Source organism: Psychrobacter coccoides (genome assembly GCF_017498085.1).
GTDB lineage: Bacteria > Pseudomonadota > Gammaproteobacteria > Pseudomonadales > Moraxellaceae > Psychrobacter > Psychrobacter coccoides.
Map to the genome: position 1 here is coordinate 20090 of NZ_JAGBKM010000014.1, position 22047 is coordinate 42136.

Annotated in this window: 21 protein-coding genes; 8 read left to right on the forward strand and 13 right to left on the reverse strand. The window is 45.1% G+C overall.

Annotation, left to right across the window (positions count from 1 at the left end; translation table 11 throughout):
- Positions 1–9: 9 nt before the first annotated feature.
- Complete coding sequence (locus tag J3492_RS08415; protein WP_207991581.1) at positions 10–1086, forward strand: YeiH family protein; 1077 nt, start codon at positions 10–12, stop codon at positions 1084–1086.
- 538 nt (positions 1087–1624) lie between these two features.
- On the opposite strand, the gene cspE is transcribed toward J3492_RS08415, so the two are convergent.
- The 4 genes from cspE to J3492_RS08435 form a co-directional block, all read right to left on the reverse strand.
- Complete coding sequence (gene cspE, locus J3492_RS08420; RefSeq protein WP_025644841.1) at positions 1625–1834, reverse strand: transcription antiterminator/RNA stability regulator CspE; 210 nt, start codon at positions 1832–1834, stop codon at positions 1625–1627.
- Positions 1835–2118: 284 nt separating this feature from the next.
- Entirely contained in the window at positions 2119–2541 is a 423-nt protein-coding gene (locus tag J3492_RS08425) for a YbaN family protein (RefSeq protein WP_207991583.1), read from the reverse strand.
- 354 nt (positions 2542–2895) lie between these two features.
- Positions 2896–3375 carry a hypothetical protein gene (locus tag J3492_RS08430; protein WP_207991585.1) on the reverse strand — a complete coding sequence of 160 codons (480 nt, stop codon included), beginning with the start codon at positions 3373–3375 and terminating at the stop codon, positions 2896–2898.
- 197 nt (positions 3376–3572) lie between these two features.
- Positions 3573–6509 carry a valine--tRNA ligase gene (locus tag J3492_RS08435; RefSeq protein ID WP_207991588.1) on the reverse strand — a complete coding sequence of 979 codons (2937 nt, stop codon included), beginning with the start codon at positions 6507–6509 and terminating at the stop codon, positions 3573–3575.
- A 294-nt stretch (positions 6510–6803) separates the two neighbouring features.
- On the opposite strand from J3492_RS08435, the gene J3492_RS08440 reads away from it, so the two are divergent.
- Positions 6804–7898 (forward strand): formate/nitrite transporter family protein, encoded by a 1095-nt coding sequence (locus J3492_RS08440; protein WP_207991589.1) that lies wholly within the window; start codon positions 6804–6806, stop codon positions 7896–7898.
- Here the strand turns inward: J3492_RS08440 and J3492_RS08445 are convergent.
- The 5 genes from J3492_RS08445 to J3492_RS08465 all read right to left on the reverse strand — a co-directional run bounded on the left by J3492_RS08445 (position 7895) and on the right by J3492_RS08465 (position 11623).
- Entirely contained in the window at positions 7895–8374 is a 480-nt protein-coding gene (locus J3492_RS08445) for a YbjQ family protein (protein WP_207991590.1), read from the reverse strand. The genes J3492_RS08440 and J3492_RS08445 overlap by 4 nt on opposite strands.
- A gap of 43 nt (positions 8375–8417) precedes the next feature.
- The gene (locus tag J3492_RS08450) at positions 8418–8846 is read right to left on the reverse strand and encodes a YbjQ family protein (RefSeq protein WP_207991592.1); all 429 of its coding nucleotides are present in this window, start codon (positions 8844–8846) and stop codon (positions 8418–8420) included.
- Positions 8847–8893: 47 nt separating this feature from the next.
- A complete protein-coding gene (locus J3492_RS08455; protein ID WP_207991594.1) occupies positions 8894–9451 on the reverse strand; it encodes a YecA/YgfB family protein in 558 nt (185 codons plus the stop codon).
- 257 nt (positions 9452–9708) lie between these two features.
- On the reverse strand, positions 9709–9954 hold the full coding sequence (locus J3492_RS08460) for a PA3496 family putative envelope integrity protein (protein ID WP_207991600.1): 246 nt from the start codon (positions 9952–9954) through the stop codon (positions 9709–9711).
- Between the two features lie 154 nt (positions 9955–10108).
- Positions 10109–11623, reverse strand: a complete 1515-nt coding sequence (locus tag J3492_RS08465; protein ID WP_207991602.1) for a hypothetical protein — start codon at positions 11621–11623, stop codon at positions 10109–10111.
- A gap of 257 nt (positions 11624–11880) precedes the next feature.
- Here J3492_RS08465 and serB point away from each other — a divergent pair, with 257 nt between their 5' ends.
- From serB to hemJ, 6 genes are all read left to right on the forward strand, one after another.
- Entirely contained in the window at positions 11881–13092 is a 1212-nt protein-coding gene (serB, locus tag J3492_RS08470) for a phosphoserine phosphatase SerB (RefSeq protein WP_207991604.1), read from the forward strand.
- Between the two features lie 91 nt (positions 13093–13183).
- A complete protein-coding gene (locus J3492_RS08475; RefSeq protein ID WP_207991606.1) occupies positions 13184–14203 on the forward strand; it encodes a DUF368 domain-containing protein in 1020 nt (339 codons plus the stop codon).
- A 154-nt stretch (positions 14204–14357) separates the two neighbouring features.
- Entirely contained in the window at positions 14358–14747 is a 390-nt protein-coding gene (gene aciT, locus J3492_RS08480; RefSeq protein ID WP_243453179.1) for an AciT family ciprofloxacin tolerance protein, read from the forward strand.
- 293 nt (positions 14748–15040) lie between these two features.
- Positions 15041–15547 carry an SCP2 sterol-binding domain-containing protein gene (locus J3492_RS08485; RefSeq protein ID WP_207991615.1) on the forward strand — a complete coding sequence of 169 codons (507 nt, stop codon included), beginning with the start codon at positions 15041–15043 and terminating at the stop codon, positions 15545–15547.
- A gap of 211 nt (positions 15548–15758) precedes the next feature.
- Positions 15759–16949: a biotin synthase BioB gene (gene bioB, locus J3492_RS08490; RefSeq protein WP_207991617.1), complete on the forward strand. Its 1191-nt coding sequence runs from the start codon at positions 15759–15761 to the stop codon at positions 16947–16949.
- A gap of 132 nt (positions 16950–17081) precedes the next feature.
- Positions 17082–17516: a protoporphyrinogen oxidase HemJ gene (hemJ, locus tag J3492_RS08495; RefSeq protein WP_201573730.1), complete on the forward strand. Its 435-nt coding sequence runs from the start codon at positions 17082–17084 to the stop codon at positions 17514–17516.
- 131 nt (positions 17517–17647) lie between these two features.
- Here hemJ and J3492_RS08500 read toward each other — a convergent pair whose 3' ends face one another.
- The 4 genes from J3492_RS08500 to J3492_RS08515 all read right to left on the reverse strand — a co-directional run bounded on the left by J3492_RS08500 (position 17648) and on the right by J3492_RS08515 (position 21853).
- A complete protein-coding gene (locus tag J3492_RS08500) occupies positions 17648–18472 on the reverse strand; it encodes a hypothetical protein (RefSeq protein ID WP_243453180.1) in 825 nt (274 codons plus the stop codon).
- 244 nt (positions 18473–18716) lie between these two features.
- Positions 18717–19208: a hypothetical protein gene (locus J3492_RS08505; RefSeq protein WP_207991619.1), complete on the reverse strand. Its 492-nt coding sequence runs from the start codon at positions 19206–19208 to the stop codon at positions 18717–18719.
- Between the two features lie 24 nt (positions 19209–19232).
- Positions 19233–19949, reverse strand: coding sequence for a ribonuclease PH (gene rph / locus J3492_RS08510; protein WP_207991621.1), 717 nt, complete (start codon positions 19947–19949; stop codon positions 19233–19235).
- Between the two features lie 140 nt (positions 19950–20089).
- Positions 20090–21853 (reverse strand): AMP-binding protein, encoded by a 1764-nt coding sequence (locus J3492_RS08515; protein ID WP_207991627.1) that lies wholly within the window; start codon positions 21851–21853, stop codon positions 20090–20092.
- Between the last annotated feature and the right edge of the window lie 194 nt (positions 21854–22047).

Consider the following 22047-nt stretch of genomic DNA (forward strand, 5'->3'; position numbering starts at 1 on the left):
GCAGCCACCATGCACGCTTTTGCTCAGTCAGTTAGCCACTATGTTCCCAACAATCGCCATCTGTCAGGCTTGCTCGTCGTGCTGATTGGTAGTTTATTTTGTCTATGGCTCAATATCAGTCTAGATACTTGGTCACAAGGACGGGTGGTCGGACTGTCGTCATTGACCTTAGCTATTATACTTGGCATGGTATTTGGTAATACCTTGTATCCTAACTATGCAGACCAACTACAGGCTGGTGTCGGCTTTGCGAAAGGGCAGATTTTGCGCCTTTCCATTATGCTTTATGGCTTTAAGTTGACCTTAACGCAAGTAACAAGTGTAGGTATGCCTGCCATCATGAGTGACGCCCTAGTATTGACCTCGACCTTTTTAATCACTTATTGGCTGGGCACAAAATGGCTCAAGGTCGATAAGCAAACCACGCTGTTGATTGGCTCAGGTGCTAGCATCTGCGGGGCTGCAGCAGTCATTGCAGCAGAGCCTGTGGTCAAGGCTGAAGCACACAAAGTAACGATTGCAGTAGCTACCGTAGTGGTCTTTGGCACCATGGCCATGCTGCTCTATCCCTTCTTATACCATCTTGGTTGGTTGCAGCCATGGCTCAATGCTCAGCAATACGGTATCTATACTGGCTCGACCGTCCACGAGGTAGCACAAGTGGTGGTCGCAGGCAATGCCATTAATGGGAGTGTGGGCGACACCGCTGTAGTCACTAAGATGATTCGAGTCATGATGTTGGCACCATTTCTATTGATATTGTCTTTTGCCTTGACCAAAGGTGCCACCGATGAAAAACAAACCCTACTCACCCGTGCCAAGCAAGTAAAGGTGCCTTGGTTTGCTTTCATCTTTATCATTATCGTCCTACTGCATACTTGGGTACCGATGTCTGAGGACTTTGAGCAAACCATGGTCTTGATTGATGATGTGCTCTTGACCATGGCGATGTTTGCTTTAGGTCTGACCACACATATGAGCGCCATCAAGCAAGCAGGCATTAAACCTTTGATTCTTGGTGCCATTATGTTTGGCTGGCTGCTCGTTGGCGGTGGCCTGATTAATATCGGGGTCAGTTTGATGTAGTTATTATCAGATATTCATTTCAAAAAACAAAACGTCTACGCTATGTCTCATACTAGGGCGTGTCCTTACTTTAAAAATGGAGATAAAAGTGAGATAAACTGCCGTAAAACAAGGAAAATAACGCAGATAATATCGGGATATTACCTAGCTACTTAACGCTGTTTGGCCAGATTTAGCCATTTTTAGCCCATTCAGGTACAGTCAGTTGAAAACAAAACTGTCATAAGTTCAAAAGCGCTACTGGGATGAATTTTGTGCAGCCCCTGTGTATACAGCACGCAAGGAAAATTTATACCAGTAGCGCTATAACGTTTTTAAATTGAATCTACTATATCTTTCGATTGAATTAAGGACACACCCTAGCGTAGACGCTTTAAGTTATAATACAGCTGCTGGGCTACAGCTTACTACCCATACTCTACACAAGCACATGCAAAGTGTGAAAGCTTAACCCTCAAATTTTAAGCCAAAAAAAACGAACCCTAAGGTTCGCTTTTTAAACATCTATTTATCTAACTTTTATCTATAAAAAGATAAATTAGATAGCAACGATGTTATGTGCTTGTGGGCCTTTTTGGCCTTGAGTTACAGTGAACTCAACTTCTTGGCCTTCAGCCAAGGTTTTGAAACCTGAGCCTGAGATTTCGCTGTAATGAGCAAAAACGTCTGCGCCGTTTTCTGGAGCGATGAAACCAAAGCCTTTAGCTTCGTTGAACCACTTAACTGTACCTTTTTGAACGTCTGACATAGTCATAACCCTGATATTTAATTTATTTGTGGTCTAATGGACCGATAACGCTTGCAAATAGCTACTGAACGATAAATATTAAAACGAAGGATTATAACTAATACTACGAGGTAATGATTTGGTGCAGAACTGATCTTAAGCTTGGGCGTATTATAGGAAGATATTCACATTAGTGCAAGCCTTTAATAGAGCTTTATGTAAATAAACAACATTTATCGTCTTTTTAGGTAGATTACGGTAGCTTTTATCTCTACCTAATCTCCACTCCTAAATAAAGTTGGCATTTAGGCATTGGGTAGACGGAACAGTATGATAGCAACCACAGTGCACGCTGCTGCTATGATCCAAGCGACCCAAATCATGTCAGCTGGCAACTGTAAAAACATCATTGTGGTCGAAATGGCCATCATAATGGTCGCTAGCCATTTGGCATAATACGGCACGGCACGGCGCTCTTCCCAATCCCGCACATACTTACCAAAATATTTATGATTAATCAGCCAAAAGTGAAAACGCCGTGAGCTACGTGCCCAGCACCCTGCCGCCAGTAGTATAAAAGGGGCTGTCGGCATCACAGGTAGCAACATACCGATAATACCAAGCACAAAAAATATCCAGCCAAGTGTCACAAACGTCCAACGCACTGTTGGACTGTTAGACTGATTGGTCTTAGGCCTGTAATAAAAAGATTTTTTGTTTTTGGTCATGATGGTCGTTTCAGTAGACAGTAGCGTTTTGACAGCGGGATAAGTCTTTAAGAATGCAATATTGTGAAATGCGGTGCAAGACTATTTTTATGACATTATTACAATGAATTAATAAGTTTGGTTAATAATGGGGTATAGTCAGCTGAATGTAAAACTGTTATGGATTTAAATACGCTACTGGTATAAATTTTACTTGCGTGCTGCGTTCCCAGAGGCTGCGCAAAATTCATCCCAGTAGCGCTATGACATTTTTAGAGTGTATCGACTATACGTTGAGATAGAAATCTGTCATCAAACGGGTGTAAAAAGATCGCTACAGTCACGCTGCAGCGACCCCTAGTGTCCCTAATTCGTTTACAGGGTACAAAGCGGCTCTAAAGTTGGTTTATAGACGTAATTGTACATTTGTCCATTAGGGTAAGCCTCTTGTAGCTCAGGCGCACTGAAGCTTTGATTCAATGTTAAGTTTTGTTTAGGCGTTAATTTGACGACTTTGATTTGCGAAAACTCTGGATTGTTTTCATGCTGAAGCCCTACTGCGGTACGGTTGGGTCTTAGCTTATACTGCTCTACCCCTACTTGCTCAAAGTTGCCATCTGTATAGCATTTGAAGCGATAGTTGTATGTCATACCATCACGAAAGTTAATCACAGCGGCCTGACCGTCCATCCCTGCAGTCATTGCCCAATAGCCATCGTATATCTCTTGTGGCAGTTGGTAGTTATTATCCGTGCCACCGTTTGGCATCGATGGTGACATGCCAGTGCTGGCACAGCCTGATAAAAACAATGTGCTGCTTAGTATGGCAGCGGAAATCTTTAGATAATGGCTCATGGTTCGTCCTTTAGTTATGAGTGAGTTGAATCGTTACAACAGTGATTTATCTTATCATTTTAGATGTGGTGGTATAGATATCTTTACTTACAGCCTACTGATTAAGTCTGATGTAACAACATTAACCACTCCAATAAAAAAAACGCCATCATAAAACATGACAGCGTTCTTTGCGGACCTAGCGAATTATGCGTTAATTACAACGCTTTAAGCTCCTCCATCTGCCCCGCCATGGTAGCCAACTGCCCTTCTAACTCTTCAAGCTTCACCTTCTCAGCCTCAACCACTTGTGCTGGCGCTTTACTGACAAAGCCTTCGTTAGAGAGCTTACGACTGATGCCTTCCGCTTGCTTTTGTAGTTTCTCATAGGCTTTACCCAGACGCTTCAGCTCAGCGGTCGGATCGATGAGACCTTTCATCGGCACAAGGACACGCAAGCGCCCAACCATGCTTGATGACGATAACGGCACGGCATCGCCTTCTGCCAAAATCGTTAAGCTCTCGACCTTCGCCAACGCCTTAAACTGATTTTGAATGCGATCTAAGCGCTCGACTTGTTCGCTCGTGATATTCTCTAGCAGCACCGGCAAGCGTACTGCATTACCCAGCTTCATCTCACCTCTGATGTTACGCACACTAGCGATAAGGTCTTGCAGCCAATCCATGTCCGCCTCAACTTGCTCACTGATTTTGGCAGGATTGACCTGAGGATAGTCAGCGATGACGATGCTATCGGTGTTTTTACGCTCCAACAGCGGCGCAACAGTCTGCCAAATCTCTTCGGTCAGATACGGCATAATCGGATGACTAAAGCGCATGGCCGTCTCAAGCACATGCAAGAGCACGTAGCGGATTTGTGCTTTGCGCTCATCTGATACCGAGTCATCATTGAGGCTGGCTTTAGCAAGCTCGACATACCAGTCGCAATACTCGTTCCAAATAAACTCATAAATATCATGACTCACCATATCCAGGCGATACTGGGCAAAATGCTGATGGATATTGGCAATGGTGGAGTTCAGACGGCTCACGATCCATTTTTCTGGTAGCTCCCATACCTCGGTATTGACACCTTGGTCTATTGGCAGCGCATTTCCTTCTTTGTCGACACAGTTCATCAGTACAAAGCGGCTGGCGTTCCAGATTTTATTACAAAAGTTGCGATAGCCTTCGACACGCTTGAGGTCAAAGTTAATATCACGGCCAGTACTGGCAAGCGATGTAAAGGTAAAGCGCAGTGCATCGGTACCAAAGGCAGGAATGCCCTCAGGGAACTCTTTACGGGTTTGTTTCTCAATTTTGGCAGCATCTTTTGGGTTCATCATGTTACTGGTACGTTTTTCGACCAAGCTTTCAAGATCGATACCATCGATGATGTCGATAGGGTCTAACACGTTACCCTTGGATTTGGACATCTTTTGCCCATTGCCATCACGCACCAGACCATGCACATAGACGGTCTTAAATGGTACTTGCGGACTCCCATCATCGTTTTTGACAAAGTGCAACGTCATCATGATCATGCGTGCAACCCAAAAGAAAATAATGTCAAAACCGGTGACCAATACGCTAGTCGGGTGAAAGGTCTCAAGCACACGAGGATCAGCATTGGGATCTGCCCAATCAAGCGTACTAAAGGTCCACAGACCTGAGCTAAACCAAGTATCGAGTACGTCATCATCTTGGCGCAGCTTAATATCGTCACTGAGGTTATACTTACTGCGCACTTCCGCTTCATCACGGGCAACATAGATGCCACCCGCCTCGTCATACCATGCCGGAATACGATGTCCCCACCACAGCTGGCGACTGATACACCAATCCTGCAAGTCGCTCATCCAAGCCATATACATGTTTTTGTACTGAGCAGGGACAAACTCGATACGACCCTCTTCTACTGCGTCAATCGCCGGTTTGGCAAGCTGCTCAACTGCCACGTACCATTGATCCGTCAACCATGGCTCAACGATGGTCCCACCACGCTCGGCACGTGGCGCTTTTAGGGCGTAGTCTTCAATATCCTCTAGCCAGCCTTGTGCGCTTGCTTGCTCAACTATCAGTTTGCGTGCGGCAAAACGCTCTAAGCCGACATACTCATCTGGTGTGCTCTCAAACTCCGGCTCACGGGTTTGCAGGTCAGGGTAGACTTCCATGTTGGCTAAAATATGAGCGTGCTCATCAAAGATATTGATCAGTGGCAGCTCATGGCGGCGCCCAAGCTCATAGTCGTTAAAGTCGTGCGCTGGGGTGATTTTTACACAGCCTGTGCCAAAGTCGCTCTCGACATAGTCATCAGCGACGATAGGCACGACACGACTGGTTATCGGTAACGTAATGGTCTTACCAATGAGGTGAGCATAACGCTCATCTTTTGGGTTGACTGCCACAGCCGTATCACCAAGCAAGGTCTCAGGACGGGTGGTGGCGACGATGAGATGGTCTTTACCCTCTTGAGTGGTGACGTCGGTATCGGTGAAATAATAGCGGAAATGCCACAGCGAGCCTTTTTCGTCATGGTTTTCGACCTCTAAGTCAGATAGCGCCGTTTGGAACTTTGGATCCCAGTTGACCAAACGCTTGCCACGGTAGATAAGCCCTTCGTCAAACAAACGTACAAAGACTTCTTTGACCGCATTAGAGAGCCCTTTATCCATGGTAAAACGCTCACGTGACCAGTCCACAGAGCTGCCCAGACGGCGAATCTGACGGGTAATATTGTCACCTGACTCCTCTTTCCATTCCCAGACTTTATCAATAAAATCTTCACGGCTCATATCACGACGCTTGAGGCCTTGCGCTTCCAGTCGACGCTCAACGACCATTTGTGTAGCGATACCGGCATGATCGGTACCTGGCTGCCATAAAGTATTGTCCCCATCCATACGGTGATAACGGGTCAACGCATCCATAATGGCATTGTTAAAACCATGTCCCATATGCAAGCTACCCGTCACGTTTGGCGGCGGCAAGGCAATAGAGAACGACTCGTCTTTATCAAAAGTCGGCTGAAAATAGCCATTTTCCTCCCACTCTCGGTACATGCCGGCCTCAACCTCACTCGGGTTGTAGGCATTTTCTAATTGGCTAAGGGCCGCTTGAATAGATTGGGTCAGATTGGTATTCGGGTTACTCATAGTGAATGGTCTTTTATTAATAAGGTAAACAAAAATGAAAAAAGGATAGAATAAATAATGGATTAGGTGATTTTAACGCAGATGGCAAGATTTTGTTAGATGTTAAGGCAATTTATCAAGCGTGTGGCGTACCTATTAAAACAATTAATAACATCAGACGACCAAATGCTAAATATAATAGACTATAGGCAAACTAAGGCGCGCACACCGACGATATACCCACGGTATAACAACCCATTATAAAGTTGTACCCCCGCCTATCGAAACCCTTATCCTCTAAACAGCGAGTTTAACGTGTCTCAACATATTAAAAATAACGATTCAGCCGATACCGAGTTTTTAGAAGACAAGCGGGATCAGATCGACAGCCAAGACAGTAATGATACTCAAAACGGGCATGTGGTCGTTGTGCCTGATGAGATTGAGAATATACATGAAGATGAACCCACAAGCGAGGTAACTGAAAACCTAGATGACGAAGACTTAGAAGAGTTTAGCGAGGAGGACAAAGAGAGCATCAAAAAAGTCGCCAGTGATGACAATGCCAGTCAGGCAAAAAGCTACGCCAGCATCTTAGTCGAGCAAGTCATGCATGCCAAAGAAACCTTTGATCGCTCTCTTGGCTCGTTATTTACCAGTGCCTTTACCGCAGGTCTGGAGATTGGTATTAGCTTTTTTATGATTCTTGCTGCCTTTGCCCTACTCAGCGGCCTATTGCCTAGTCAATATGCGATCGTTTTATCCTCTTTGCTCTATCCTATCGGCTTTGTCATCGTCGTGATCGGTCAGTCATTACTGTACACAGAACAAACCTCCCTATTAAGCCTGCCTGTACTTAATAAAATTGAGCCTTTAAGTAAGCTGTTGCGCTTATGGGGCATCGTCATCGCCGGTAATCTCATTGGTGGCTGTCTATTTGCTGCCTTGATGATCGGCCTTGGTATTCAGATGCAGTTATTTAGTGCGGCTGATGTAGATACCTATGCTCAGCATGTTTTAGGTTTTAAGTGGTGGATCATATTTGGTAGCGCCGTGCTGGCAGGTTGGATGATGGGGGTAGCAGCCTGGCTAGTGACATCAGCTCGTGATACGCTCAGTCGTATCTTATTGGTGGCACTGATCACAGGTAGTATTGGGTTTTTAGGCTTACACCACAGTATCGTTGGCAATATTGAAGTATTTGCCGCTTTAATGTACGGTCATACCGTCACTATATTGGATTACTTAATCTTCTTAGTGGTGGTATTGGTAGGTAATACGGTCGGTGGCGTGGTGTTTGTCGCTGTCTTAAAAAATAGAACTTTTTTATTTCAAGTTGAAAAGGTCAAAGAGCAAGCAGAGGATGAAAAGGGCAATAAAATAGTACAAATCAATACTCGTCAGTATTAATGTGTTCTATGCCTCTCTGTACTAATCACCGCCGTGCCATAGGCAATGGCTTCGACCATACTGCCTAACTGATTGACATTGGTGACCTCAAAACGTATGCCATAAATATAATTACAGCCTTTAAGATGTGCTTGAGTACGCATACGCACCATTGCCTCACGGCGGGCTCGATCCAACAAGGTTTCATAGGTGATTAAATTAAGACCAAATAAACTCATGACCCGAGCAATTACCATCTTAAAGTAATCTTGAGCAATAACCACGCTGCCGAGTACCAGCTCACCTTCACTATTCGGTGCTATATTTGGGCGGTAAAAGCGCTCAGTTGACACAATGATGTGGTCAAGCTCTTTTTCTGAGCGCAGTAGACGCGCCAAGTGTTGACGCTCGTGACGTGCCCCAAAGTACCAACCCACCACAAACAATATAATGAGCGGCGCATAGTTGATGAGCATTTGAGTGGTAGAGTTGTTCATGACACGTCTCTTCTCATAAAAAAGCATTCATGCTTTTGAGCGCTTAACCAAAAGGATTAAAGCGTGGTAAATCATCAGTAGACACAGGCTGAGATTGACTTGATGGAGGCTGATTATCAGCAGCTGGGGTTTGGTAGGTCTGCTGTTGCACAGGCACTGCCTTGACCGCGGTACCATATACAAACAACTCTGAAGCACCTTGAGCGATACTCGAGGTCGAAAAACGTAACCCCACAACAGCATCAGCGCCCATGGCTTCTGCTTTGAGCACCATGCGATCTATCGCTTCTTGGCGTGACTCCTCTAGCAGCTCGGTATAAGCGGTTAGCTCACCACCGACGATGTTTTTTAGACCTGCAAACAAGTCCTTACCGACGTGTTTTGAGCGTACGGTACTGCCATAAACCACATCCAAACGCTCAGTGATTTGATGTCCTGGTAGATGCTCAAGATTGGAAAGTTGCACGGTCATGATTTTACCTTTTATAAACACAGCCACTTTTAAAATGAAGACACGCCCTAGTCATTGGTGTGGAACAATAAAAACAGCTCAGTCAAATTGCCTTCGATACTATTGGCCATTTGCGCCATTTTGTCTTCGTCATTACGCATGGCTCTAAGCTCTGGGTCCTCATCATCGATACCGCTTAGCACGATCATCGGTAGCGTCAGTACCGCAACATCTTCGCTAGTGTCCTCGTCTTCAAACCAATTACTGGCCTCGTCACCATACATAGCATCTACAAAACCAATCGACCACGCAACGATATCTGACTCATCTGAAAAGTCGACCGCCACTTCTTCGTTGCCAGCATCTTCACCAAATGGCAGCTCGATAGGTGTCTCGTTTTTTATCTCGGCCATGATAGCGTCACGCCAACGACGAATGCCATCGATGACGTTGTCTGGCACTTCACTGGTATGACCTTCAAACAAAGCGTCTATCCAGTTTGGTAAGGGGCGTCCAATGACAGTAGCCGTCAAAAAACCATGGGTAGCGACACTGTCGAGCACATACTCACTTTCTTGGTTGTCTAAATAATCCAATAGCTCGTCGAAGCTTAAGGGGTTGTTCATAACGTATTTCCTTAGATCGATAGACGGCGTCATGCCTAGTCATTTGTAAAATGGTAGTACGAACCTCATACTTTTTATCAACACCAATAGGCTATTTGCAGCTTAACACAACTGGGCGATGACAATACATGGTCAGCAACATATTGTCATACCCTAATCACAGCTTACGAGCAGGCTTATCAATAGATGGCAGGTTGATGACTGAGACTAGCATCACATCGCTTTGAGCCTTAAACTTAAAGGCGGTCCGTCTTATTTCACTCGTCATCCCACTCATCATCGAAGTCATCATCAAAGTCGTCGTCATCATCACCTAAGTCGTCTAAATCATCTTTTAAAGCTTTTGCTAGACGCTTTTCTTCTAATAGGTTATCAATGAGGCGGCGCTTTTCTAAACTGCTTAAGCGTGTACGAACACTACTCTCAGCTTCTTCGACCATCTTTGCGTCATCATCATCACCAAAATCATCATCAAAATCATCATCGATATCAGAATCACTCATGACAAACTCCTATATATGGGGCAATAAATTTAAAATGCATGGTTATAACTATGCCTTATAAAGTCTCTAACGTGCCTTGTCAATCCTTTTTGCTCAAATGAGCATTTTAGTCTGATTTTTTGCGGTCATGAATGCTCAATTGCGTTATAAAAGCCTATTCACTGCCAGTCATAAGCACGGCATTACGCACCTCTGCCAAGCGCTGTATCATGGAGTCATTTGCGCCATCAAAGATAGCACACTCACGTTCGTATACAGTTGTAGGACGCTTCAAGCTCTGCACTTGTACATGATTACCAATTTGTTTTAGTCCAGCGTTTGGTAATAAAATCAGCATTTGCTCTTTTTTGCCCACACGCTTTAACAGCTGCGCCATGGCATCTGCTTGAGCTTCGTCACTCACGCCAGCCTTGGCGGGTAGCGCAAAGCGTGACAACTCAATGTGCTTATCATGAATAATCTTGTTTAGCATCAGATACAGCTTGCCCAACATGACACCTGCCAGTGCTACTTTGGCATGACTGTTGTCCGCTTTTAGAATGGCACAAGCCCCCTTTTCATCAAAGCTTGGCGTGTTTGTAGCGCTGACACCAAGCAATAGCGGCTGCTTGAGTAACTCTGTCATCGCTTGATTCAATAACTGGGTACAGAGGGCAAGATATGGCATACGCATCTCAGGAGCGAGGCGCTCCAACATATTAAACTCGTCATGGAACATAATCTGCACGCTAACACTATCCATAGGACGCATGGCTGATAATTTAGCTCCCGAGTTGGGGAGTTTACTGACGTTAGCCTGGTTCGGGTTCACGCTTGCCGCTTCGAGATGATCAGTATGGCTGACAGACGTATCACTGCTGGGGTCAACGTCCTGCTTTGGTGACGCTGTATTACTGTCTGCGCCAGTCTGCTGCCCATCAGCCGTGGCGCTCGCTGCTTGCTGCTGCCCTCTTAGATAAGCATTGACCTCGTCTTGAATACCAGCCGTATTTATTGGCTTTTTCACTTGCGTCTGAACGGTTTCATCATGATCCTCGGTGGCTAAGTCAGTAGCGCCATCAGTACCTGAGCCCTGCTGTGCTGTATGACTTTCATTGGCCATCCGGCCATACGCCAGCTGACCCGACTGTAATTGACGCTCACGATGTAAGTCCTGAATATCATGACTTAGCGCATTAATCTGCTCCTTGGTCGGACGCGCCACATAACCATACAAGAGCCATAAAAATAAATGTAGAATCAACGAACCTATGACAAACGGCCACTGCATAGCGACAATCTCACCTTTGCTAATGTCCTTCAAGGTGATGGCCACACTGCCAATAACAGCATCGCCTTTGGTCGCCATTTGGCGAATGGTCTCGCCCTGCTGCATAGGTGCATTACCTACGGGGACCAGCAGCTCATCATTATTGTCTTTAATTAAGATACGTGCCACGTCTTGCTCGCTGGTATAACGATTGGCAATGACACTAAGACTAACGCGGTCCTTATTTTCTAAAGACAAGCGCGCCTCATCGATGAGCTGAGCGACCATTTGCTGGCCTTTTTGCTCACGGATTTTGGTCAGTTGTTGATCAGTACTAATGACCAGTAATAGTGTCTGCAAACAAAAACTGACCAGAATGATAATGGCAAACAACCCTTGCCGTGGCGCTAAATACGTCATGATATGTTAAACTTTTTTGAATGAAGGAAATTAAAAAATGAGACTGTCGCTCATTTTCCAGAAAATGTAGCCGAATAGTAATCTTTACTATATCACCATATCTATCGCCATAGGTTTGGCTAAGATGATATTTTTATATTATCCGCCAAGACTGCTTATTATCCAGCGGTTTTACTTTGCGTGCCATGTATAGGCGACAGGCGGTAAAACTGTTATTATTCCTAATCTTATCTGAGCATACAAGGGACAATTGAGCCATGCCAAAAAATACGCCTTATTCGTTACCAAAAGACAGCAAAGCATGGCAGCAAGCCGTTGATTCTGTTGCCTCATTGCTGCCCGATGGTACCAATTTGCACGATTTTGATACACTACAGTCATTGCCCGTATTCGCATTGATTGTTGTATTGCCAGCGCATGTACCAACGCTCGACATTCATCAATATATACAGTCTTGGGTTGATGAACAGCCAAACTGGCATTTGGTGACAGTAGCAGAAGACACTGAAGCGACTTTCGTCGATATTGCTGTGCCTGATATCGCCAATGACACTGACCCTACTGCCAATACTGGCTCGGTACCTTATCAGCCCTTTGTACCAGCGCAAGTATTTCGCTATTTATTAGTGCCTGTGACCGACACCATGATGCACCCTGCCAAAAAGACAGCGGCGGCGCATATCATTGATGATCAGCTCACCACTCGCCTGCGTCGGGATTTGGCAGAAAACTATAGAGCTCAAGGGGATGAGAGCCCCATTCTAGATAGCTCTAAACTGGTCGATTGTCATATTTTATCTGTCGGTCACATGCTGCGTACACACAAGCTTGCCTGCTTTGATATGGACTCAACCTTGATTGAGCAGGAGGTCATCGTTGAGCTGGCAAAAACCGCTGGCATCGGTGAGCAAGTTGAAGCCATTACGGAGTCTGCGATGCGTGGTGAGATAGACTTTGATGAATCATTTGCTCAGCGTGTCGCACTCTTAGAGGGCATCCCCACCTCAGTTTTGGATGATATCTGTACTCGTCTAACCCTATCTACTGGTGCTCGTACAATTATCAGTGCCTTAAAGACCTTGGGTTATCATACCGTACTCGTCTCTGGGGGCTTTACTTATTTTGCCAACTATATCGCCGATCAGCTCGGTATCGATGAAGTCCATGCCAACCACCTAGACATCGATGAAGGTGAAGTGACAGGTCATATACAGCTGCCGATCGTCAATGGCGAAAAAAAGGCCGCTATCGCTGCTCACGCTGCCGAGCGTATGGGTATTGAGATGTCGCAAGTGGTCTGTGTGGGTGACGGTGCCAACGACTTGCCGATGATGGCTATTGCTGATCTGGGGGTGGCCTATCATGCCAAACCTATCGTCGAGGCTCGTGCTGATGCAGCGGTTAATGTCACCGGTCTTGAAGGGGTTCTCTATGCTCTAGGCTATCCAGCGCTTACCCCAGTTCAGTAGCACAGCAACACTTATACCAGTAGCACGGTGATATTGGGTATCGATTTATTTCGAACTCATTCTGCCGGCTTTGTTCAATTAAGGAATCTCCATGACGACATCACAATCACCACGGCCAGATGTGTCGTCTTCAGGCATCGTAGCTGAGCAACACGCTGCTGCGCAAAAAAAGGCAGCAGCAGACAGTAAAAAACAGCTCGTAGGTGTTTATATAAAAGGCATGGCCATGGGTGCAGCTGATATCGTCCCTGGCGTCTCAGGTGGTACTATTGCTCTCATCTCTGGCATTTATGAGCGTCTGATCAATGCTATTGGCAGTATCGGTCCCAGCCTTTGGCAAGTGTTTCGTCAGGATGGAGGTATAAAGGGTGTGGTGGCCATGTGGCGGCAAGTGGATGCGACATTTTTGTTATGCTTGCTACTAGGTATTGTTACTAGCTTTGCGACCTTAGCGGGTATCATCAAACATCTACTAGACAATCAGCCGCTACTGATTTGGTCGTTCTTTTTTGGCTTAGTCGTTGCCACGGTTTTGCTATTACTGAGCGAGATTAAACGCTGGAATGTTGCACGAGCGGTACTGTTTATCACCGGCATCATCACGGCTGTTACCATCAGTAGCTTGCCACTACTCACCACAGCGCCTAGCCTGCCTTATTTGTTCTTTGCAGGCGCTATTGCCATCTGTGCGATGATATTACCTGGTGTCTCAGGGTCCTTTATCTTATTGTTATTGGGCGCTTATAATGCTGTCTTAGATGCTGTTGATACGATGAATTTGAGCGTGATCTTCACGGTTATGGCAGGCATGGCCACGGGACTGTTATTGTTTACACGGGCACTAAAATGGTTGTTGTCACATTACTATCAGGGCACATTGGCGCTGTTGACTGGTTTTATCGCAGGCTCGCTCGTCAAGGTATGGCCGTGGAAAGTCGATACTTTAGGGACGCTCAATAGCGAAGCCGTTTATAATGTCGCACCGTGGCACTACCCAGAAGGTGCGCACTGGCTGGTAACCCTAAGCCTGATGTTACTCGGTGCGGTTTTGGTATCAGCACTGTCGTGGTGGGGACATCACAGCAAACGTCCAAAGGGTACAGCGGACTAAAACCTTTGCAAGCCTGATAGCCTGTAGCGCTTGAATATAAGTAACCCAATTAGACGTCAACTGTTGTCGCAAAGCCGCCGTCGCCCTCTTTAGCTTTGCTCGTTTTGCTTTCATAATGAAGTCATTGAAACTCACCTTATGAATAGCGAGATGAATGATGTTTTCAACTGTATTTTCTACTATCGGCACAGACATCTGGGGCAGCAGTGCACTGCTTGGCGGTATTATATTATTAGCCGTTAGTGCTATTATCGCTGTCTCATCACAGCGCTGGCTGCTGTGGTATGTCGTTGGTGGTATTGCGTACTTTATAGCGGTGGAGATGACTCATAACCTTATATTGAGCTGGTTTGCTTTTTCAGACTGGCACAGCTATGTTGCGGCTTTGGCCATCAGTTGGTTACCACTGGCAACTTGGGTGCTGTATCGAGCGCTGCGTTATGATGATGTCAGTGATGCCTTGCAGCGAGAGCGTGAGCAGGCCAAAGCACGTTATATTGAACATACCCCTATTTATGACGATCATTATCAACCCCGTTTTTGATAGCAACCAAAGCCTACTGCTAAATTTTAGGTTTTCATCGTTTTAAAATGCGCTTAGTCTTAGCGCATTTTTTGACTCTAGTCGTCGATAGTCAGCAGTTTTTTTGAGTGCCATCTGCCGCATTGTTACATGATGCTTAACAGCACCTACGTAACTACTAAAGAGTTGAAAGTGACTAATGGTTTATAATTAACTGATAGGATTGTCGTGCAAATTACTATAAAGTAACGTCTATTTTCAGCTGCCCTTTTACTTTTCACCTCTAAACTTTATTCATTGTAGGAAACCCAATTATGTTCAATATCCCTGTATTAAATATCAAATCTGATCCATTAGACGTCCTGTTGGCAGTCGTTGGCTATCGTCTGTCCATGCTTGCTGATGGCGATAATGAAGAAGTACAAAGCCTGCTGGCTGATCGCCAAGTGACCATCGAATTTATGAGCGAAGAGTCTGACGTTGTTCGTCATTTCACGTTTGATAATGGTCAGTTTAGCCAAGACAGTGGCAGCGCTGAAAAAGCTGATTTGAGCATCAAGTTTAAAGACTCTATGACTGGTGTGAAGCTACTCACTAAAGGTAGCCTGCCGGCATTTATGACGGCTGTGCAAGAAGGCAACTTAAGCATAGAAGGTGATTATAGCCTGATGATGTGGTTCAACAAACTTGCCAAACATATCGTGCCTGAGGTTCCAGAGAAGTGTGAGCCTTATATCCAAAAAATGAAGCCTTATACTTATAAAGCCCAGCAGTTCGCTGAGCATTGGATCGGTGTGGCGAAGCACAAGCTGGGTAAATAACTTGCGATAAGGGTGTATTATTAAAGTCATAAAGTACACAAATGTGGCTTTTGACACTGTTTTTTTGTATTCTTAATCGCACTCTGATTTTCTAAAGAGGTTACGGTATACTAGGGTTACCGTAACCTTTTTTATGACTTATTTATCATCTAAAGCACTTATAACCTATCTGATTTTATTATCGTTTCATGCTTTTAAAAGGATTTAATTTATGACGGGACTGCTTTCTATATCAGAACCTACAGCTCAAACTACATCAGAGGCTGCAGCCAATCATACTGCTAATCATGACCAAGGCTCTTTTTCTACTGGCTTGCTAGACACAGATTTTTCAGCGACTAAAAAACAACCGTCAAACCGCAACTATAGCCGTGAACAAATCGAACAACTGTTTGATTTACCTTTGATGGATCTATTACTACAAGCGCAAACCATCCACCGGCAACATTTTAACGCCAATGAGGTGCAGATTAGTACGTTGCTATCGATTAAAACAGGGAACTGCCCAGAAGACTGTGGTTATTGCTCACAGTCTGGTCATCATCGTGATAAGACCAAATTGCAGGCAGAAAAGCGACTGGAAGTAGATAAGGTGATCGCCGCTGCGAAGCGTGCCAAAGCAAGTGGTTCTTCACGATTTTGTATGGGTGCCGCTTGGAAGCACCCTAGTGCCAAAGATATGCCCTATGTACTCGAGCTGGTGAAGGAAGTTAAGGGTCTGGGGCTTGAGACCTGCATGACGCTTGGCACCCTTAATCCTGAACAAGCGACCCAACTGGCCGACGCAGGGCTTGATTATTATAACCACAATCTAGATACCTCACGGAACTACTACGAGCAGGTCGTCAGCACTCGTAGTTATGATGAGCGTCTTGATACGTTGGCACATGTCCGCAGCTCAGGCATCAATGTCTGTAGTGGCAATATCGTCGGTATGGGTGAAAGTCGTGATGACCGCATCGACTGGGTACTTGAGCTATTAAAAATGCCAAAAGCCCCAGAATCTATCCCAGTCAACCTACTCGTCCCGATTAAAGGTACTCCTCTTGGTGATAAAGTCTTGGCAGAAGGTCAGCTGCCTGTCTTAGAGTGGATTCGTACGATCGCCGTGACCCGTATTTGTTGCCCAACCAGTTATGTACGTCTATCTGCAGGGCGTGAAAGCCTGTCCGATGCTGAACAATCTTTGGCCTTCATGGCAGGTGCAAACTCATTCTTTTATGGTGATAAGCTGTTGACGACGGGCAATGCCAGTCAATCAAATGATGACAGACTGATGCGGGAGCTTGGATTAAGTGCACAATATGCTGCACCCAGAGCACCAAAGCAGCTGCCTGTCCTCGATGCTATGAGTGGACAGCAATCGCAAGTCATTCTTGCCAGCCATGACCAAGTAGTTTAATCAAGTCAGCTACCATTACGATAGATTCTGCGTTAAGCTTGCCAGCATTAAAATGAATAAACGTGAATTTTAAGCTATCAGTATTTATAACATATCAATGCTGATTACTAAAAATAGTAAAGAGAACCTACTATGGCCGATTATTTTAATTGGATTAAAGCTGCACATATCATCTCTATGGTCTGTTGGTTTGCAGCGATTTTTTATCTGCCACGCCTGTTTGTCTATCATGCGATGAGTGACGATCTGGTCAGCCAAGAGCGTTTCATCGTTATGGAGCGTAAGCTCTATCGTGGCATCATGACGCCCTCGATGATTGCGACATGGATCTTTGGTCTATGGATGCTCGGACTAGGGTGGGAGGTGTATAAAACGCAAGGCTGGTTACACGTTAAGCTGCTATTAGTGGTACTCCTATCCGCTTATCATGGTGCTTGCGGGTTTTATCGTAAAAAGCTCGTTAATGACCCACATTATAAAACTCATGTGTTTTGGCGCTGGTTTAATGAAGTTCCTGTATTTGCTTTGGTCATTATCGTTATTTTAGTAGTGGTTAAGCCATTCTAAAGTCCTCTGCTTTTGCTGCATAAAAAACAAAAGCGTCTGTCACTTATTAAGTGATAGACGCTTTTTTTGTGGTTTTAATTGTTAAAAATAATGTGCTTTTGAAAACTGAAATAAAACATAGAAGCGGGCACCTAAAAGGTAGGACGCATAATCTGATACACATTACTTAAATCATAGACTCGATAACGTGCAGGTTCACGGCGATTTTCCCCGGCATAACTGAGCATCAGCGCTTGTCTGGCTGTCTCATCGACCCAGCCGACAAACAAACCACTATGCTCAACACCGTTGTAGCCATGATTGATATAGTACAGCCAATCCCCCACTTCGATATCACTGCTATGAGCATAAGGCCCCTGTCTATAAGCGCCCTTGTGTACGGTGTCACGTGTGACCCCTGCTCGTTTAAACACTGCATCCAGATAATCCCAGCAGCCACCTTGAATAATAGCACGCTCATTAAGCGCCATCTTACGTGCGGTACTTATCACCTCACGTGCGGCGGTACTACTTTGGCTTTCAGCGTTACTTAGCAATGGTAGATATTCACTATCAACATTGTCATAACTGCCAGATAAGAATGCAGGTGATATCGCTGACGGCTGTCTATGTACTTTAGGATAGCGATAAGTGGTATTCGGTGTGGCCTTGTTAAAATTGGCTTGGGCATGACTTGCCGGGTTGATATGTGCGTGGTTGATGTGACCAGCCTGATTACGGCGTACTCGCTGAATCGTAGAGCGTGTACTGACTTTAGCACTGGGCACTGCTGGCTCAAACTGGGCTGATTTTTGTGCGATAAGCGCACTCATGCTATCGGCATGCACGTGACTTGCACCAGCGCCTAGCATTATTAGTAATAGACTAGCAAAGGCTTTGGTTAGAGTCGTGGGTCTAACAGAAGTCGGCACGATAGGTTGGGCACGATGCAAGGCAATAGTTGGCAGTGATAACATGACTCACTCCTTGTCCATACAGCAATGATTGCCGTTGTTATTGTTAGGATCTTAAGCCTTAGTTATAGTACATTTGACTGGGTGACTGCAAGTGTTATTGTCGATAAGGAACCACCCACCACCTTAGAGGTAGGAGGTTTCTGCGGAGATTGGTTAAATTATCGACAATAAACTGACACATGGAGTGTCTATAGATTTAAACGGTAGGATAACTCTAGATCATGGATCATTTTAGACCCTAGTATCAGTCGCCATTGATTTTAATATTGGCATGACGCTTATTTAAGGTTTGCCCTTCTAGTATGGCCTTAGTCGCCTGCGCTTCTTGTATATTATCAAAACCGCTGATATGGTACTTACGCATATTACTAGCATCTGTGATTTGTAGCTGCTCACCGTACAAAGTGACTTTATCACCCGCACTCATATGAATATGGGCACGTTTTCCTTGATCGTCATGGACCAGCTCACCGGCTCGTATCCAAAGCGTGCCACTACTTATTCGCCCACTTGCGGCTTGCTTGTGCTTTTGACGCTGACGATTAAAGATAAAGCTACCAATAATAAGTAAGGCAAGCGCACCAATAGCAAGGCGCTCTGGCAGTATACTCATCGCCATAGCGACAGCCACTGCTCCTATCAGTAGCGCCGAGCCGAACCAAAACATGCCATTACCATCTGTTTGGGGTTGACCCTTTAATGTGATTTTGGCGCCGTCATCTGTAAGCTTTAACATGCCTCTACATCCATTTGCCAGATTTTACCATCCAAGGGCAGTCTGCTGCAGATCGACAAGCTCAGCAATACCCTTTTCGGCTAATGTCAGCATTTTATCGGCTTGGTCTCGGGTGAAGGGCTTTTCTTCTGCGGTGCCCTGAATCTCGATATACTCGCCTTTTTGGGTCATCACTACATTTAAATCTGTGTCACAGCTGACGTCTTCTTCATAGTTTAAGTCCAAGTACGCTTCGCCGTTTTTGATACCGACAGACACTGCTGCGACAAGCCCAATCAAAGGATCCGCTTTAAGCTTTTTGGTTTTTTGCAGACTCTCTAAAGCATCAATAAGCGCAATGGCAGCGCCTGTGATACTAGCGGTACGTGTACCACCGTCAGCCTGCAGTACATCACAATCAAGATAAATGGTGTTTTCACCAAGTTTGCTAAGATCTATCATGGCACGTAAGCTACGGCCGATTAGGCGCTGGATTTCTTGAGTGCGACCCGACTGCTTACCTCGTGTGGCTTCACGTTGATTACGAGTATTGGTCGCTCGTGGCAACATGCCATATTCAGCAGTAATCCAACCTTTGCCTTTACCTTTTAACCAACGAGGTACACCAGATTCAATACTGGCGGTACACAAGACTTTGGTCTCACCGAAGCTGACCAACACTGAACCTTCGGCATGCTTGGTATAGTTGCGCTCAAAAGTAATCGAGCGAAGTTGATCTAGCTGGCGGTTATCATTGCGCATAAAGGTTCCTAGTACGAGTATTATAAAAAATAAGCCGCCAACGGGCGGGATTATTGAGATATCCTAACGTGACAGCGGCGTGATAGCAAGATTCATTCAAGCGATAACGCCGCTTATTTTGCCAACTCTGCTAGCGAGGTCTATTCTAAGCCTTCCATCTTGCGCAATTCCTTGCGTAAGATTTTACCCACGTTTGACTTTGGTAATTCATCGACGAACTGGATATGGCGTGGACGCTTATAGCCTGTTAGGTTTTTCTTACCAAAATCAAGCAACTCTTTTTCAGTCACATTGCCTTTTTTGACCACAAACAGCTTAGGATCTTCACCTCGTTCATCACTCGGTATACCAATAGCACCGCATTCTACTATGGCAGGATGTTCACTCATGGCTTCTTCTATCTCATTAGGATAAACATTGAAGCCTGAGACGATAATCATGTCTTTTTTGCGATCCACGATTTTGATAAAGCCTTTATCGTCCATGATACCGATATCACCTGTCTTAAGATAACCATGAGCAGTAAACGTTTTGGTCGTCTCCTCAGGGCGATTTTGGTAACCAAGCATGACTTGTGGGCCTTTGACACAAATCTCCCCACGCTCACCAATGGCCACTTCATTTTCATCATCATCGATCAATATCACATCGGTACTAGAGGCAGGAATACCGATTTTTCCTGTAAACTCAGCGATAGTCATCGGATTGAAGGCCACAACTGGTGAGGTCTCAGACAAGCCATAACCCTCCACGATAGGTAAGCCTGTAATTTTATGCCATTCTTTTGCGACGCTAGGCAGTACCGACATACCACCACCGATAGAAGCCTTTAGGTTAGAAAAATCCAAATCAGCAAAGCTGTCTTTATGTACCAAACCATTAAACAAGGTGTTTACCGCTGGGACAAAAGCTGGCTTGTATTTATCCATCTCTTTGATAAGACCATCTAGATCACGTGGATTGGGGATGAGCAAGCCTGCCAAACCTTGATACATACCGTACATGCCACAGACCATAAATGAGAACACATGATATAACGGCAAGGCGGTCAAAATAACATCTTCACTATTAATGTCATCTTCAAAAGCACTGTCGATAAGTACCTTTATTTGTAGCATGTTTGCCACTAGGTTGCCATGAGACAACATGGCTCCCTTGGCGACCCCAGTAGTACCGCCAGTATACTGCAGCAAAGCCACATCGCTTAACGTTAAATCTGGACGCTTATACTTACTGGCAGACACCGCACCCAAGGCTTGTTTAAAGCTGATGCTGTCTGGCAGATTATAAGAAGGAATCATTTTTTTGATATGACGAGCGACCAAATTGACGACTCTGCCTTTAATCGTTCCTAACATATCGCCAATTTTACAAACCACGACATGCTGCACCTGACCTTTGTCTTCTGCCTCTTGGTAAGTCTTGGCAAAGTTTTCAACGATAAATAGTGCTTTGGCACCACTGTCATGCAACTGATGTGAGAGCTCACGACTGGTATATAAAGGGTTGACGTTGACGAGTACCATCCCCGCTCTGATGATACCTAAGGCGACAATAGGGTACTGCAACAAGTTTGGCATCATCACCGCCACTTTGTCACCCTTGATCAGTCCTAACGACTGTAAATAGCTGGCGATTTGGCGACTGTACAAGTCTAGCTGCTTGTAGCTGATAGAGGCACCCATACAGATATAGGCAGGTTTTTGGCCATAACGACTGAAGTTACGCTCAAACACCTCAAGCAAAGACGTTTCATCGTCTGGCATATCAATGGTGGCATCAATACCATAACGCTCGTAGGCATCAAGCCAAGGTCTGTCACTTGGGATGGTAGGCATGGTAGGAAATGCCGCCATCTTTGACGTGTTATTATCGGTGTTGTTGCTATTGATGTTTTCGGTCATAACTTGTCCTAAATACTACAATAAAACGTGCAGAATCGATTAATGATGAAATGAGTGCTGGATCTATAAAGGGGGATGTATAGGCTTTAAGGACACTAAAGCTCGTCCATAATACTCAGTAACACATTACTATATAGGTCTGTACTATAGCAGTTTTGCCAAAAACTGACCATAAAAAACGATAAGACCATCTG

Bases quoted from the DNA above. Each gene is read 5' to 3' on its own strand.
- J3492_RS08415 (WP_207991581.1), top strand. From the start codon at position 10: ATGCACGCTTTTGCTCAGTCAGTTAGCCACTATGTTCCCAACAATCGC.
- cspE (WP_025644841.1), bottom strand. From the start codon at position 1,834: ATGTCAGACGTTCAAAAAGGTACAGTTAAGTGGTTCAACGAAGCTAAA.
- J3492_RS08425 (WP_207991583.1), bottom strand. From the start codon at position 2,541: ATGACCAAAAACAAAAAATCTTTTTATTACAGGCCTAAGACCAATCAG.
- J3492_RS08430 (WP_207991585.1), bottom strand. From the start codon at position 3,375: ATGAGCCATTATCTAAAGATTTCCGCTGCCATACTAAGCAGCACATTG.
- J3492_RS08435 (WP_207991588.1), bottom strand. From the start codon at position 6,509: ATGAGTAACCCGAATACCAATCTGACCCAATCTATTCAAGCGGCCCTT.
- J3492_RS08445 (WP_207991590.1), bottom strand. From the start codon at position 8,374: ATGAACAACTCTACCACTCAAATGCTCATCAACTATGCGCCGCTCATT.
- J3492_RS08450 (WP_207991592.1), bottom strand. From the start codon at position 8,846: ATGACCGTGCAACTTTCCAATCTTGAGCATCTACCAGGACATCAAATC.
- J3492_RS08455 (WP_207991594.1), bottom strand. From the start codon at position 9,451: ATGAACAACCCCTTAAGCTTCGACGAGCTATTGGATTATTTAGACAAC.
- J3492_RS08460 (WP_207991600.1), bottom strand. From the start codon at position 9,954: ATGAGTGATTCTGATATCGATGATGATTTTGATGATGATTTTGGTGAT.
- J3492_RS08465 (WP_207991602.1), bottom strand. From the start codon at position 11,623: ATGACGTATTTAGCGCCACGGCAAGGGTTGTTTGCCATTATCATTCTG.
- serB (WP_207991604.1), top strand. From the start codon at position 11,881: ATGCCAAAAAATACGCCTTATTCGTTACCAAAAGACAGCAAAGCATGG.
- J3492_RS08475 (WP_207991606.1), top strand. From the start codon at position 13,184: ATGACGACATCACAATCACCACGGCCAGATGTGTCGTCTTCAGGCATC.
- aciT (WP_243453179.1), top strand. From the start codon at position 14,358: ATGATGTTTTCAACTGTATTTTCTACTATCGGCACAGACATCTGGGGC.
- J3492_RS08485 (WP_207991615.1), top strand. From the start codon at position 15,041: ATGTTCAATATCCCTGTATTAAATATCAAATCTGATCCATTAGACGTC.
- bioB (WP_207991617.1), top strand. From the start codon at position 15,759: ATGACGGGACTGCTTTCTATATCAGAACCTACAGCTCAAACTACATCA.
- hemJ (WP_201573730.1), top strand. From the start codon at position 17,082: ATGGCCGATTATTTTAATTGGATTAAAGCTGCACATATCATCTCTATG.
- J3492_RS08500 (WP_243453180.1), bottom strand. From the start codon at position 18,472: ATGTTATCACTGCCAACTATTGCCTTGCATCGTGCCCAACCTATCGTG.
- J3492_RS08505 (WP_207991619.1), bottom strand. From the start codon at position 19,208: ATGTTAAAGCTTACAGATGACGGCGCCAAAATCACATTAAAGGGTCAA.
- rph (WP_207991621.1), bottom strand. From the start codon at position 19,949: ATGCGCAATGATAACCGCCAGCTAGATCAACTTCGCTCGATTACTTTT.
- J3492_RS08515 (WP_207991627.1), bottom strand. From the start codon at position 21,853: ATGACCGAAAACATCAATAGCAACAACACCGATAATAACACGTCAAAG.